The following is a 13,416-nucleotide window of genomic DNA, read 5'->3' as shown; positions in this document are numbered from 1 at the left end:
TATAAGGCCCCATGATGAACGCTGATTTTTTAAATAGTGCCCGCCCTGACCCGGTGACACTCGACCTTGATCTGACCACCGCAGACCGCTTTGTGAACCGAGAGCTGTCTTGGATTGGCTTCAACATGCGCGTGCTCGAAGAGGCGGAAAATACCCGCGTGCCGTTGCTGGAACGCCTGCGGTTTTTGTCGATTTCAGCGACCAATCTTGATGAATTTTATACCGTGCGCGTGGCTGGCCTGCGCGAACTGGCCCATGCGGGCAACACGACCCCCGGCCTTGACGGGCTGACCCCTGCGGAACAATTGCGCCTGATCGACGTGAACGCCCGCGCGTTGATGGACCGCCAACAAACGGTTTACCGCACCCTTGTCACCGAGATGTCGGACACAGGCATCCACATCCTGACCCGCGATGATCTGCGGGATGACGATATCAAATTCCTTGGCGATTTCTTTCTTGAACAGGTGTTCCCGGTCCTGTCGCCGCTGGCGATTGATCCGGCCCACCCCTTCCCCTTCCTGCCGAACGAAGGCTTCGCCCTTGCCCTGCAATTGGAACGCGGCAGCGACAAGCGGCCCTTGCGCGCCCTGTTGCCGGTGCCTGCGCAGATCAAACGCTTTGTGCGCCTGCCCGGCGAAGATTTCCGGTTTATCCCCCTCGAAGAGCTGCTGTTGCACTTCGTTGGCCGCCTTTACCCCGGTTACAAAGTCCGCGGGCAATGCGCCTTTAAAGTGCTGCGTGATAGCGACCTAGAACTTGAGGACGAAGCCGAAGATCTGGTGCGCGAGTTCGAGACCGCCCTGAAACGCCGCCGCCGCGGCGAAGTGGTACGACTGAAAATCTCTGACAATGCCCCCACCGCCCTGCGTGATCTTATCATGCACGAGCTGCATGTGACCGAAGAAGAGGTCGTGAACGTCGACGGTCTGATCGGCATCAGCGACCTGAGCGAGCTTGTGCTGGACGAGCGCCCCGATCTGCTGTGGCCCACGTTCAGCCCCCGCGTGCCCGAACGCGTGCAGGACCACGAAGGCGATATGTTCGCCGCGATACAGCAAAAGGACATGCTGCTGCACCACCCGTACGAGACGTTCGATATGGTCGTGCGGTTCCTTGCGCAGGCCGCCCGCGACCCTGACGTCGTGGCGATCAAACAAACGCTGTATCGCACATCCAAGAAATCCCCGATTGTCGAAGCGCTGTGCGAAGCAGCCGAAGACGGCAAATCGGTGACGGCATTAGTAGAACTCAAAGCGCGCTTTGACGAAGCCGCCAATATCCGCCAGTCGCGGCGCCTAGAACGGTCCGGCGCGCATGTCGTCTATGGCTTTTTGAACTACAAAACCCACGCCAAGATCAGCACGGTGGTCCGCCGCGAAGGCGAAAAATTGGTGACCTACACCCACTTTGGCACCGGCAACTACCACCCGATCACGGCGCGGATTTACACCGACGTATCCCTGTTCACCTGCGACGCCGCCCTTGGCCGCGACGCGACCAAGGTGTTCAACTACCTGTCCGGCTATGCCCAGCCAGAGGGGTTGGAAAATCTTGCGATCTCTCCCATCTGCCTCAAATCCCGCCTGATCGAAATGATCGAGGCAGAGGCCGCGAACGCGCGGGCCGGCAAGCCGGCGGTGATCTGGGCCAAGATGAACAGCCTGATCGAAAAGGACGTGATCGACGCGCTTTATGCGGCCAGCCAAGCCGGGGTCCGTATTGATCTGGTCGTGCGCGGCATCTGCGGCCTGCGCCCGAATGTGGCTGGTCTGTCGGAAAATATCCGCGTCAAATCCATCGTCGGACGTTTTCTGGAACACAGCCGCATCGTGTGTTTCGGTGCAGGTCACGCGCTGCCCAGCAAAAAGGCGAAGGTCTTTATCAGCTCTGCCGATTGGATGAGCCGGAACCTGAACCGCCGGGTCGAAACGCTGGTCGAGATCACGAACAACACCGTCAAGGCGCAGATCGTGAGCCAGATCATGGCCGCCAATATGGCCGATGTCGCGCAAAGCTGGGTGATGCAGGCTGACGGCAGTTTCATCCGCGCGACTTGGCCGGATGGTGAGTTCGCGTTCAACTGCCATAGGTTCTTTATGGAGAACCCGTCCCTGTCCGGCCGCGGCTCTGCCGGTGCGTCCGATGTGCCGCAGCTGACCCACACCGACGACTGATCGCACACCGCGGGGCGTTGACTCTGCGGCGCAGCGCGTCACATGGTAAACGGCAGAAATGACCGGGACGATAAGACGATGACGGACGATACCGCCACCGAAACCATCGACTGGGGCCCGTTTGGCCGACCGCTGTTCGACGATGCGGCGTCCCAGAACCTGAGCAGGGTTGGCGTGGTGGACGTGGGGTCAAACTCTGTCCGTTTGGTGGTCTTCGACGGTGCGGCCCGCAGTCCCGCGTATTTTTACAACGAAAAGATCATGTGCGCCTTGGGTGCAGGCCTGTCCGACACAGGTCGCCTGAACCCCGAAGGTCGCGTGCGCGCCCTGTCCGCGATCCGCCGTTTTGCCGCGCTGGCACAGGGGATGGGCATCGCCCCCCTGACCGCCGTCGCCACCGCCGCCGTGCGCGAGGCCAGCGACGGCCCTGATTTCCGCGCCGAGGTGGAACGTGAAACCGGCATCAAGCTGTGGGTGATCGACGGCGAAGAAGAAGCCCGCCTGTCCGCCCAGGGCGTCCTTCTGGGCTGGCCCGGCAGCTTTGGCACCGTCTGCGATATTGGCGGGTCCAGCATGGAGCTGGCCGATCTGTCCGAAGGCCGTGTTGGCCGCCGCGTGACCTCTCCGCTGGGTCCGCTCAAGCTGCGCGAGGTGAAGGGCGGCAAGAAGGCCTTGAAGGCGCATATCAAGACCATCATCGCCGATCTGCACGAAAAGATGGATTACGAGACTGGGATGCGTCTGTTTCTGGTCGGTGGTTCGTGGCGCGCCATTGCCCGCGTTGACATGGAACGGCGCGGTTATCCGCTGACGGTTCTGCACGAATACCGCATGACCGCCCGCCGCATCGGCGAGACGGCGCATTATATCGCGGATTCGGACCTGCAAGACCTGCGCAGCCGCTGCGGGATTTCTGACAGCCGCATGTCGCTGGTGCCCCTTGCCGTGCTGGTCCTGAAAGAACTGGTGCGCGTGTTCAAACCCAAGGACGTCGCCGTTTCGTCCTATGGCATCCGCGAAGGTATGCTGTACGAACAGATGCCCCGCGCCCTGCGCGAACGCGATCCCCTGATCGAAGCGTGCCGCTTTGCCGAAGCAAAAGACGCCCGCCTGCCCGGCTTTGGCCGTCTGCTGTATGATTTCGTCAAGCCGCTGTTTCCCCGCGCCAATTGGCAACGCCTGCGCATCATCAAGGCGGCCTGCCTGCTGCACGACGTCAGCTGGCGCGCGCATCCTGACTACAGGGCGGAGATTACGTTCGACAACGCGACCCGTGCCAACCTAGGCGGGTTAAAACATAGCGAGCGGGTGCAGCTGGGGCTGGCGCTGATGAAGCGGTATTCCAGCAAAACGCCGGACGGCCGCTTTGCGCCACTGTTTGCGATGCTTTCGCCAGAACAGATGAAAGAGGCCGACATCCTTGGCCGCGCCCTGCGCTTTGGTGCGATGCTATGGCTCGAAGGCGACACACCACCGGGCACGATCAAGTGGAGCGCGAAGTCCAAGCACTTGACCCTCACGCTCGCCGCTGGGGCCCGCCCGCTTTATGGCGAGGTCGCCGCGTCGCGTTTGACGGCTTTGGCGCAGGCCATGGACGCGACATTTGAGGTGAAGTTCAAAGGCTAAAGGTCGATCTCTCGCGGTGGATCGGACGGCACAAACTTTGGTGCGTCCGGCGCGCGGCGGATGATGATGTCGCCGTTGGGCAGCAATTCGGGGCCGCTGTAGTTTTTAATATCGTCGATCATCGCCATGATATCGGCCAACGCTGGCCCCATCTGATCCGTCAGCGATTTCATCGCCGGACCCATCTGATCGGCAAACTCTTGCAGATCACGCATCGCGGGCTCTGCCTCACTCAACAAGCCGCGCAGCAGCAGCTTTGCGCCCTCTTCCATCAAGCTGCGACCGGGCCGCTGCTCTTCGACCGCATCCGGGCTTTCAACCGGCGGATCGGACATCTGTGCCACGGCTGCAACTGCGGTCAGGGCAAGAACGGAGGCGAGGATGAGCTTTTTCATGCTCTTTAGGTAGGACCGTTGCCCACGCTTGCCAAGGGGCTGGGCAAATCCAAGGTGACGGGGAAATGATCAGACGCCAGCAGCAAGGCATCCCGCAGGGCATCATTGGTGTAGCAGGCAGGCGTGTCAAAGGGGTGCCAGATCGTCCACCGCGGCGCGCGCGCGGCAAGATCGGGACTGACCATAATGTAGTCCAGCAGCACCGACAAAAACACGCCGTCATGTTCAAACCGGGCAGAGGCAGGCTGCGCTGCGAGCCGCCCTGACAGCGCGAGCCGCGCGTTGGGGTCGAACATCGGCACAGTGCCGACCTCGCCCAAGACCACCTCGACGCTGGAGCGGCCGAACAGCGTTTCGAACTCGTCCAGACCGGGGCCATCGTTGAAATCGCCCAGCACGGCGACCGGCTGCCCTTGCTGCAACAATTGATCCACCCGCGCGCGCAGCCACACGCATTGCGCAAGCTGTTTGCGGCGGTTTTCGATATTGATCCGCAGCCTATGTGCGGGGTTGTCGGCACCGTGCGGGGCCTTTGATTTCGCGTGAACACCGATCAGCGATATAGGCTGTCCGCCGTGCGGGGTCAGCGTCACCTCTAGCGGGGGTTTGGACCAGCGCACCGGCTCTGGTCGGCCGTCATGATCAAGATCGACGGAAAAGCTGCCATCGAATTGCGGCACATCCTTGGACCCTAGTGGCGCATGCGCGGCGTCCATCTTGCGCGGATCATACATCAGCGCGATTTCCTGCTGCGTGTCGTTCAGAAATCCGGTCAGCACGCGGTTTGCGCGCAGGTCAAACCGCTTGGCAAAGCCTTCAAGCGAACGCTGCGTGCTGCGCCTGCGCGATGTGTCCGGTGCCTCGATCACCATGATGGCGTCGGCGTCCATCGCGGTAAAAACAGCCCCAAGCGCCGCGATCTGGTCGCGCCGCGTCACGCCCCAGCGGCCCGACCAGTGAAGGTCATCCAGCAGATCACCCGCGTCATTGAACAGGTTATTGAACCATTCGATATTATACGTGGCCAGCCGCAGCCGATCCGTCACTGCCGCAGGTCCGAGATGTCTTCCCAAGCGCGGTTGATCGCCACCAGCCGCTTTTCTGCCAGCTTCACCGCTTCTTCTGGTACGCCGCGCGCCAGCATCCGGTCGGGGTGGGTTTCGCGGACCTGCGTGCGCCACGCGGCCCGGATCGTCGCCAAATCAGCATCTGGCGCGACGCCCAGCACGTCGTATGGATCGCGGGCAGCGTCGGGCACGAATTGCGCCCGGATGCGGCCAAAGCGGCGTTCATCAAAACCGAATATATCGGCCACGCGGGATAGAAAGGCGTCCTCTCCCGGGTGGTAGTTTCCGTCGGCAAGGGCGATGTGGAACAGCCCTTCCATCAGATCACACAGCGGGGCGTCGTTGTCGCCGAACATGCGCTTGATGCCCGCGGCGTATTCCTCAAAGCCGGCAACATCGGTGCGGGCCATGTTGAACAGGCGGGCGGCGTGCGCCTCTTCTTGCGGGGGAATGTGGAACACCTCGCGGAAGGCCGCGACCTCTGACCTTGTCACGGTGCCGTCCGCCTTGGCCATCTTGGCCCCCAGCGCGATGACCGCGATGGTAAAGGCGACTGACCGGTCGGGCGGCGTGCGCAGGCGGTCAAAAACGGCGAACAGGCTTTCACCTGCGCGCAGGGCGGCAATAGCATCGGCAATGCGGGTCCAGATCGACATGAAACTTAGCCTAAAGCATCTTTTGCAAAAGGATAAGGTCGATCCAGCGATCAAATTTGCGCCCGACCTGCGGCAGATGCGCCACCTGCACGAATCCAAGGCGTTCGTGGAAGCGGACCGCGCCCGGATTATCGCCGCTGCACCCCGCCCACATGCTGTGCATCCCCTGCCCCGCGGCGTGATCACAAAGCGCCGCCATCAGCGCGCGGCCTGTCCCCAGACCGCGTGCAGCGGGGGCCAGATGGACCGTATGTTCGACCGTATGGCGATAGCCGTCGCCGCCCCGAAACGGGCCATAGGTGGCGAAACCGGTGATGTCATCGCCTGCGGTGCTGACCCAGAACGGATGGGCGATCGCGGTCTTATCGGCCAGCAGCGCAGTGATACCGGCGGGGGTCTTTTCAATCGCCGTGAAGGTCGCGGTGGTGTCCCGGATCACCGGGTTCCAGATCCCGCAGATCGCAGCCGCGTCAACTGGCGTCGCAGGCCGGATCATAGCGTCACAATCCCGCGCGGTGTTTGTAATGTCATCGCAAAACGGGCGGGGCCAGCGACGAACTGCACGCGGTGATCCACCAGCGGCAGCGTATTTTGCAGCATCTGCGCCTGTGGATGGTGCACCGTCCAGTGTTGCAGGCGGCACGTGCTATCGGGCAGCCGGTCCACCGGGTGACGGGTGCCCGCCGCCCACTGGATTAACGTCGGCACCCCGCCGTCCAGCGGCAGGCTGCCATCGTCCGGCACAGTGATGTCCCAAACCAGATCACCGCGCGTCAAAGGCACTGCCGGGCCCGGATCGACGGGCATTTTTGCCCGCTCAGCTCCCAGATCATCGGTGCGGCAGATCCAGTTCGCGGGCCGCATCGGGCCGGTGAAATGATCAAGCCCGAACCACGTGGGCCGCCCCGTCTGTGCGGCGTCCGGGTCGCGGGCGATGAGCTCAAGGTAGATATCCCCCATCCCCAGCAGCACATTATGGGTGCCATAGCGCGGATGTTGTCCGCCCGTCTGCAGCGGCGCGCCGATCATCTGCGACAGGAGGTCGGCCGAAGCGGCCAGATCGGTGCAGGCCAGTGCGATGTGGTCAAGTGTTAGCATGTTCACCTCTGCCGATTGCAACGAGAGGAGACAACGCAGTGAAGGAGGATGCAAGAGGTGCCGCCCTTTGCGTTGCAAAGGACGGTGCCTCCGGCGGGAGTATTTCCGGCAAGATGAAGCCTAGTCGCGGGTGGCGCGGATCAGGGTCAGGATATCGGCGGCGGCTTTGGGGATATTGGTGCCGGGGCCGAAGATGGCTTTGACACCCGCGTCGGTCAGAAACTTGTAGTCCTGCTGCGGGATCACACCGCCGCAGATCACAAGGATATCGCCAGCGCCTGCGTCTTCAAGCGCGCGGATCAGTTTGGGGGCAAGGGTTTTATGCCCCGCCGCCTGAGAGCTGATGCCGATGACATGGACGTCGTTGTCGATCGCGTCCTGCGCCGCCTCTTCGGGAGTCTGGAACAGGGGGCCCACGTCGACGTCAAAGCCGATGTCGGCGAAGGCGGTGGCGATGACCTTGGCACCCCGGTCGTGCCCGTCCTGGCCCATTTTGACGACCAGCATGCGCGGGCGACGGCCCTCTTCTGCGGCAAAGTCTTCGACGTCTTTCTGGATCGCGGCGAAGCCGGCGTCGCCATCATAGGCGGCACCGTAAACACCGGCGAGGGTTTTGACCTCGGCCCGGTGGCGGCCAAAGACTTCTTCCATCGCATCGCTGATTTCGCCCACGGTGGCGCGCTGGCGGGCGGCCTCTACCGCGGCCTCTAGCAGGTTGCCACCGTCGCGGGCGCGGCGGGTGACTTCGGCAAGGGCTGCGTTGCAAGCAGGCTGATCGCGGCCGTCGCGGGTTGTCTTCAAGCGCGCGATCTGGCTGTCGCGCACGCCTGCGTTGTCGATGTCGCGGATGTCGATGGGGTCTTCTTTGTCTTTGCGGTATTTGTTCACGCCGACGATGACTTCGGTGCCGCGGTCAATATCGGCCTGACGCTTGGCTGCGGTTTCCTCGATCCGCAGCTTGGGCATGCCAGAGGCGACGGCTTTGGTCATGCCGCCAAGCTCCTCGACTTCCTCCATTAGCGCCCAAGCGGCCTCTGCCAGATCGTGGGTCAGCTTTTCGACGTAATAGCTGCCAGCCAGCGGGTCGACGACGTTGGTGACGCCGGTTTCCTCTTGCAGGATCAGCTGTGTATTGCGGGCGATGCGGGCGGCAAAGTCGGACGGCAGGGCGATCGCCTCGTCAAGTGCATTGGTATGCAGGGATTGCGTGCCGCCCAGCACGGCGCTCATCGCCTCATAGGCCGTGCGCACGACGTTGTTGTAGGGGTCCTGTTCCTGCAAGCTGACGCCGCTGGTCTGGCAGTGGGTGCGCAGCATGGAGGACTTGGGATCCTTCGGTTCGAATTCCTCCATTACGCGGCTCCACAGCAGGCGGGCGGCGCGCAGCTTGGACGCTTCCATGAAGAAGTTCATGCCGATGGCGAAGAAGAACGATAGACGACCTGCGAAACTGTCCACGTCCATACCCGCCGCAATGGCGGCGCGCACATATTCGCGCCCGTCAGCAAGGGTATAGGCCAGTTCCTGCACCAGGTTCGCCCCGGCCTCTTGCATGTGATAGCCAGAGATCGAGATCGAGTTAAATTTCGGCATCTCGTCGGCCGTATACTGGATGATGTCAGAAATGATCCGCATCGACGGCTCCGGCGGGTAGACATAGGTGTTGCGCACCATGAATTCCTTGAGGATGTCGTTCTGGATCGTGCCCGACAGCACGCGGCGGTCATGGCCCTGCTCTTCCCCAGTGACAATAAAGTTGGCGAGGATCGGGATCACTGCGCCATTCATCGTCATGGATACGCTGACTTTGTCCAGCGGGATGCCATCAAACAGGATTTTCATATCTTCGACGGAATCGATAGCCACACCGGCCTTGCCGACGTCGCCTTCGACGCGGGGGTGGTCGCTGTCATAGCCGCGGTGCGTCGCCAGATCAAAGGCGACTGACACCCCCTGCTGGCCGCCAGCAAGGGCTGCTTTATAAAAGGCGTTGGATTCTTCGGCCGTGGAAAAGCCGGCGTATTGACGGATCGTCCAAGGGCGGCCCGCGTACATCGTGGCTTTAACGCCGCGCGTATAGGGGGCCGCGCCGGGGATCCCGCCCATATGGGGCAAATCCGCGATATCGTCCGCCGTATACAGCGGCTGTATGTCGATCCCTTCGAGGGTGTGCCACGTCAGATCGTCAAGGCTGCGCCCGCGCAGTTCTTTGGCTGCGATCTTTTCCCATGTGGATTTGTCAGTCATCGGTATCCCCCCAAATGATGTTGTGCGGCCCGGCGATCAGGCGCGCCCTGCCCAGCGGTGGGCTGTTAAAGCATTGATGGCAGCGACCAAGGCAAAGGTCAAAAACGGTGCAGCGCTGCCGCGTAAAAACGTCAGGTCATCGGTGCGGCGCAGGGCGATCATCCGGTGCATGACGTCCCATTCCTGTTCGCCGCGCCCGCACAGGCAATATGGCGCATCGTAAATCTGTGCGTAGTGGCTATATGATAGGGTATGATGAAAACAGTTTTTGCAATTGCCTGTCTTGCCACCCTGTCCGCCGCGCCCGTCTTGGCGCAAGCAGAGGCCGCGTCCACCGATCCCATCAGCAACCTTGCCGGCGATCCTGTCGCGGCATGGAACGCGGACCGCACCATCTTTGTCGATGCGGCGGGGCTGGATTTGGACGCCTTCAAATGGATCGCACGCCCCGTGCTGGTGTTTGCAGATTCGCCCAATGACCCGCAGTTTGTGCAGCAGATAGAGCTTTTGGCCGCCCGCGCCGAAGAGCTTGCGTTGCGCGATGTCGTGGTGATCTTTGATACCGATCCAGCGGGCCGCAGCGACACCCGGCTACGGCTGCGGCCGCGCGGGTTCATGCTGGCGCTGATGGGCAAGGATGGGGCCATTAAGGCGCGCAAACCAAGCCCTTGGGATGTGCGGGAATTGTCACGGTCCATCGACAAGATGCCGATGCGCCAGCAGGAAATGCAGGATCGGCGCGGCGTGGACCAGTGACGCAGGCCAGACAACGCTAAAGCCGTCATCGCCGGGCCTGCGCCGCCAGCTTGATCCACCACCATGCCAGTGACATCAGCGCGATCAGGTTGACCGCCAGCACCAGCGGCGGGCTTATGCCTGTGACGGCCAGCACACGGCCCACCAGATACAGCATCCCGTAAACCGCAAGCGCGCCGAAAACATAAGTTTTCATCGGATCAAGCGGCACACCGCACGCGCGCACGATGCCCCAGAACACGACAACCGCGATCATCGGTGCCGTCACCGCGCTGCGCGGCATTTCAGTCGCGTAGCTGACGGTGCCAGAGGGGATCATCACCACCAGCGCGCCAAAGGCCACAAGCACCGCAGCGATGCAGGCCACAGCCCAGATCAGAACAAGAGGCGGCCTGCGGCTCATTCAAACTCCATGATGACATCGTCCACCGCAAGGCTGTCGCCCGCGCTGGCGTTGACCTTGGACACCACACCGCGCCGTTCAGCGCGCAGGATGTTTTCCATCTTCATGGCTTCGACCGTGCACAGGGTCTGACCCTCTTGTACTTCGTCGCCCACGGCCACGTCGACTTTGACGATCAGACCGGGCATCGGGCACAGCAGCAGCTTGGACGTATCTGCCGGGACCTTTTCCAGCATCAGGCCCGCCAGTTCCGCCTGACGCGGTGTGCGCACATGCACCTTTAGGTCGGCGCCCCGGTGCCGCACGCGGTAGCCGCCGGGAATACGGGCTGCTTTCAGCACCAGCGGTGTGCCGTCAACGGACAATCGCACCAAAGGTTGCCCCGGCAGCCAATCGCTTTCGACCCGCAGCGTTTGCGCCCCGATTGTCACGTCAGCGCCCGCGCGGTCCGCTTTGACGACGGCGTCAAACGACTGGCCTTGAACCGCAACATTCCAGTCGGTTCCGACTGTGCGTTCGTGGTTATTCATACGCCCCGTAATCCGCGTGCGGCGGATTTCGCTGATCCGGTGCATTGCCGTGACAGCTGCCGCGATGCGAACCAATGTATCGCCGCCCAGCGCGACACCGTCGAAGCCGTCGGGGAATTCCTCCTCGATGAACGCCGTTGTCATATTGCCGCTGGTGAACTTGGGATGATCCATCACCGCCGCCAAGAATGGCAGGTTGTGACCGATGCCTTCTAATTCGAACCCGTCCAGCGCTAGGCGCATGTGGTCAATCGCCTCGGACCGCGTCGGTGCCCAAGTGCAGAGCTTGGCGATCATCGGATCGTAGAACATGCTGATCTCGCCGCCCTCGAACACGCCGGTATCGTTGCGCACGGCATAAGCGTCCGTCGCCTCTTCAACAGGCGGACGGTAACGGGTCAGACGGCCGATGGACGGCAGGAAGCCGCGATAAGGGTCCTCGGCATAAAGGCGCGATTCAATCGCCCAGCCGTTGATCTTTAGATCGCTTTGCCCAAAGGCTAACTTTTCGCCAGCCGCGACGCGGATCATTTGTTCAACCAAATCGATGCCGGTGATCAGCTCCGTAACCGGATGTTCGACCTGCAACCGCGTGTTCATCTCTAGGAAATAGAAATTGCGATCCCCGTCGACGATGAATTCCACCGTGCCCGCGCTGGTATAGCCAACGGACTGGGCCAAAGCGACAGACTGCGCACCCATCGCGGCGCGGGTTTCTTCGTCAAGGAAGGGGCTTGGTGCCTCTTCGATGACCTTCTGGTTCCGGCGCTGGATGCTGCATTCCCGCTCGTGCAGGTAAACCGCGTTGCCATGGCCATCGGCCAAGACCTGAATTTCAATGTGCCGCGGCTGGGTCACAAACTTTTCGATGAAAATCCGGTCATCGCCAAAGCTGTTGGCCGCCTCGTTCTTGGACGACTGAAAGCCCTCGCGGACCTCGTCCTCTTTCCAAGCGATCCGCATGCCCTTGCCGCCGCCGCCAGCGCTGGCCTTGATCATCACCGGATAGCCGATTTCGCCAGCGATCTTGATCGCCTCGTCCGCGTCCGCAATCAGGCCCATGTGGCCCGGCACGGTGCTGACGCCCGCCTCTTGGGCCAACTTCTTGGACGTAATCTTGTCGCCCATCGCCTCGATTGCGCCGACGGGCGGCCCGATAAAGGCAACGCCTGCGGCCTGCAAAGCTTGGGCGAATTTTGGGTTTTCCGACAGGAAACCATAACCCGGATGCACCGCCTCTGCGCCGGTTTGGCGCACGGCATCCATGATTTTGTCGATCACGATATAGGACTGATTGGCCGGGCTTGGGCCGATGTGCACCGCCTCGTCCGCCATTTTCACATGCAAGGCATTGCGGTCCGCATCGGAATAGACCGCGACAGTGGCGATCCCCATCCGGCGGGCCGTCTTAATGACGCGGCAGGCGATTTCGCCTCGATTGGCGATCAGAATTTTCTTGAACATGTGAATCAGTCCTTCAAACGCAAAACCGCCGCCGAGGCGTAAACCTCGACGGCGGAAATGATCGTCCCTTGCGCCGAAATGGCGCCAGAGAATTTAGCGGGTGCTGCGGCAGATGCCAGCGTCATCGCACAGCAGGCCAGCGGCAACGCCAGCAACAGCCGTTGCAGTTGGGTCCGTGTTAAGGACTTCAGCTGCGACCAGACCTGCGCCTGCGCCGATAACGCCGCGCTCCAGGTCGGTGTCACCAATGCCAGAGCCGGCACATGCAGACAGGCCGAGTGCTGCGATAGGGGCGAGGATCCAGGTAGCTTTGAACATGTTATGTTGCCTTTGATTAGATTGTTAATGGGCGCAAAATCACTTGAGTCAGCGAGTAACTCAAGCCCGATTAGGGACAAAAGGCGCTTTGCCGCCGATTTGTTCCCATAAAAGCGATTGCTATACGATAGCAAAGCCGAAAAGGCAGCCGCATCACGGTGCATCGCACTTAAATGATGCGGCAAAGCCATCATGCAAAGATCTCTGGAAAGCTGATCCGCGCCCGCGCGACGTCGATACGCAGCAGCGCATCATAGCTTTCAGGATCAAACGGATCCTCGACCGCGACGACCTCTCGGCCGAACAGCCAGCTCAGACGGCCCGCGTCCAGATTGCCCCGCACGAATGGCTCTTCGCCAAAGTGCAGCCACAACGCTTCCATAAAGCCGACGTCCGCCCGCTTATCCGGCGGCCTGCGGTCGGCATAACGCTCGCGTTCCACCAGTTTGGTCGCGCCTGCCTTCAGGCCGCGGCGAATCACAAATTGATAATCAGTGCCCGGCAGACGTCCGGGGAAACCGCGATGCTTTTCCATCACGCAGCCCCCTGTGCAGGGTTACTGGTTTGTTGTGATCTCGCCCAAACCAACGCGGGCTTGGCCTTTTGACCCGCTGACAGCGACAACTGCCATAAGGGCCATGACACAAAATAGCTTAAAACCGTTCGACATTTGCCTGAT

The 13,416-nt window shown here is 61.5% G+C and carries 14 protein-coding genes; 3 read left to right on the top strand and 11 right to left on the bottom strand.

All coding sequences use genetic code 11. The features are described 5' to 3' along the window. Positions 1 to 11: 11 nt before the first annotated feature. Together BM131_RS07930 and BM131_RS07925 are read left to right on the top strand one after the other, a co-directional pair. A complete protein-coding gene (locus tag BM131_RS07930) occupies positions 12 to 2,177 on the top strand; it encodes an RNA degradosome polyphosphate kinase (RefSeq protein WP_090188025.1) in 2,166 nt (721 codons plus the stop codon). Between the two features lie 78 nt (positions 2,178 to 2,255). Continuing rightward, positions 2,256 to 3,803, top strand: a complete 1,548-nt coding sequence (locus tag BM131_RS07925) for a Ppx/GppA family phosphatase (protein WP_090188022.1) — start codon at positions 2,256 to 2,258, stop codon at positions 3,801 to 3,803. Here BM131_RS07925 and BM131_RS07920 read toward each other — a convergent pair. The 7 genes from BM131_RS07920 to BM131_RS20660 all read right to left on the bottom strand — a co-directional run bounded on the left by BM131_RS07920 (position 3,800) and on the right by BM131_RS20660 (position 9,437). Further along, on the bottom strand, positions 3,800 to 4,198 hold the full coding sequence (locus BM131_RS07920; protein WP_090188020.1) for a hypothetical protein: 399 nt from the start codon (positions 4,196 to 4,198) through the stop codon (positions 3,800 to 3,802). The two genes, BM131_RS07925 and BM131_RS07920, sit on opposite strands and share 4 nt — an antisense overlap. A 5-nt stretch (positions 4,199 to 4,203) precedes the next feature. Then, entirely contained in the window at positions 4,204 to 5,232 is a 1,029-nt protein-coding gene (locus tag BM131_RS07915; RefSeq protein WP_090188303.1) for an endonuclease/exonuclease/phosphatase family protein, read from the bottom strand. A gap of 8 nt (positions 5,233 to 5,240) precedes the next feature. Beyond that, the gene (locus BM131_RS07910) at positions 5,241 to 5,921 is read right to left on the bottom strand and encodes a molecular chaperone DjiA (RefSeq protein ID WP_090188017.1); all 681 of its coding nucleotides are present in this window, start codon (positions 5,919 to 5,921) and stop codon (positions 5,241 to 5,243) included. A 10-nt stretch (positions 5,922 to 5,931) separates the two neighbouring features. Next, positions 5,932 to 6,417 (bottom strand): GNAT family N-acetyltransferase, encoded by a 486-nt coding sequence (locus tag BM131_RS07905; RefSeq protein WP_090188014.1) that lies wholly within the window; start codon positions 6,415 to 6,417, stop codon positions 5,932 to 5,934. Then, positions 6,414 to 7,019 carry a VOC family protein gene (locus BM131_RS07900; protein WP_090188012.1) on the bottom strand — a complete coding sequence of 202 codons (606 nt, stop codon included), beginning with the start codon at positions 7,017 to 7,019 and terminating at the stop codon, positions 6,414 to 6,416. The genes BM131_RS07905 and BM131_RS07900 overlap by 4 nt, the downstream gene beginning before the upstream one ends. Before the next feature lie 120 nt (positions 7,020 to 7,139). Further along, positions 7,140 to 9,266 (bottom strand): methylmalonyl-CoA mutase, encoded by a 2,127-nt coding sequence (gene scpA / locus BM131_RS07895; RefSeq protein ID WP_090188010.1) that lies wholly within the window; start codon positions 9,264 to 9,266, stop codon positions 7,140 to 7,142. Positions 9,267 to 9,302: 36 nt separating this feature from the next. Beyond that, positions 9,303 to 9,437, bottom strand: coding sequence for a hypothetical protein (locus tag BM131_RS20660; protein ID WP_281245318.1), 135 nt, complete (start codon positions 9,435 to 9,437; stop codon positions 9,303 to 9,305). Between the two features lie 81 nt (positions 9,438 to 9,518). Between BM131_RS20660 and BM131_RS07890 the strand changes: the two genes are divergently transcribed. Further along, positions 9,519 to 10,022 carry a DUF4174 domain-containing protein gene (locus tag BM131_RS07890; protein WP_342713956.1) on the top strand — a complete coding sequence of 168 codons (504 nt, stop codon included), beginning with the start codon at positions 9,519 to 9,521 and terminating at the stop codon, positions 10,020 to 10,022. 25 nt (positions 10,023 to 10,047) lie between these two features. Here the strand turns inward: BM131_RS07890 and BM131_RS07885 are convergent, their stop codons facing one another. The 4 genes from BM131_RS07885 to BM131_RS07870 form a co-directional block, all read right to left on the bottom strand. Then, a complete protein-coding gene (locus tag BM131_RS07885; protein ID WP_090188007.1) occupies positions 10,048 to 10,425 on the bottom strand; it encodes a hypothetical protein in 378 nt (125 codons plus the stop codon). Next, complete coding sequence (locus tag BM131_RS07880; RefSeq protein ID WP_090188005.1) at positions 10,422 to 12,419, bottom strand: acetyl-CoA carboxylase biotin carboxylase subunit; 1,998 nt, start codon at positions 12,417 to 12,419, stop codon at positions 10,422 to 10,424. Before BM131_RS07880 ends, BM131_RS07885 begins: the two co-directional genes overlap by 4 nt. 93 nt (positions 12,420 to 12,512) lie before the next feature. Beyond that, positions 12,513 to 12,737 carry a hypothetical protein gene (locus tag BM131_RS07875; protein ID WP_090188002.1) on the bottom strand — a complete coding sequence of 75 codons (225 nt, stop codon included), beginning with the start codon at positions 12,735 to 12,737 and terminating at the stop codon, positions 12,513 to 12,515. 190 nt (positions 12,738 to 12,927) lie between these two features. Next, entirely contained in the window at positions 12,928 to 13,272 is a 345-nt protein-coding gene (locus tag BM131_RS07870; RefSeq protein WP_090188000.1) for a hypothetical protein, read from the bottom strand. Positions 13,273 to 13,416: the final 144 nt, after the last annotated feature.

This window comes from Loktanella salsilacus, assembly GCF_900114485.1.
GTDB lineage: Bacteria > Pseudomonadota > Alphaproteobacteria > Rhodobacterales > Rhodobacteraceae > Loktanella > Loktanella salsilacus.
This window is presented reverse-complemented; position numbering and strand designations above follow the sequence as displayed.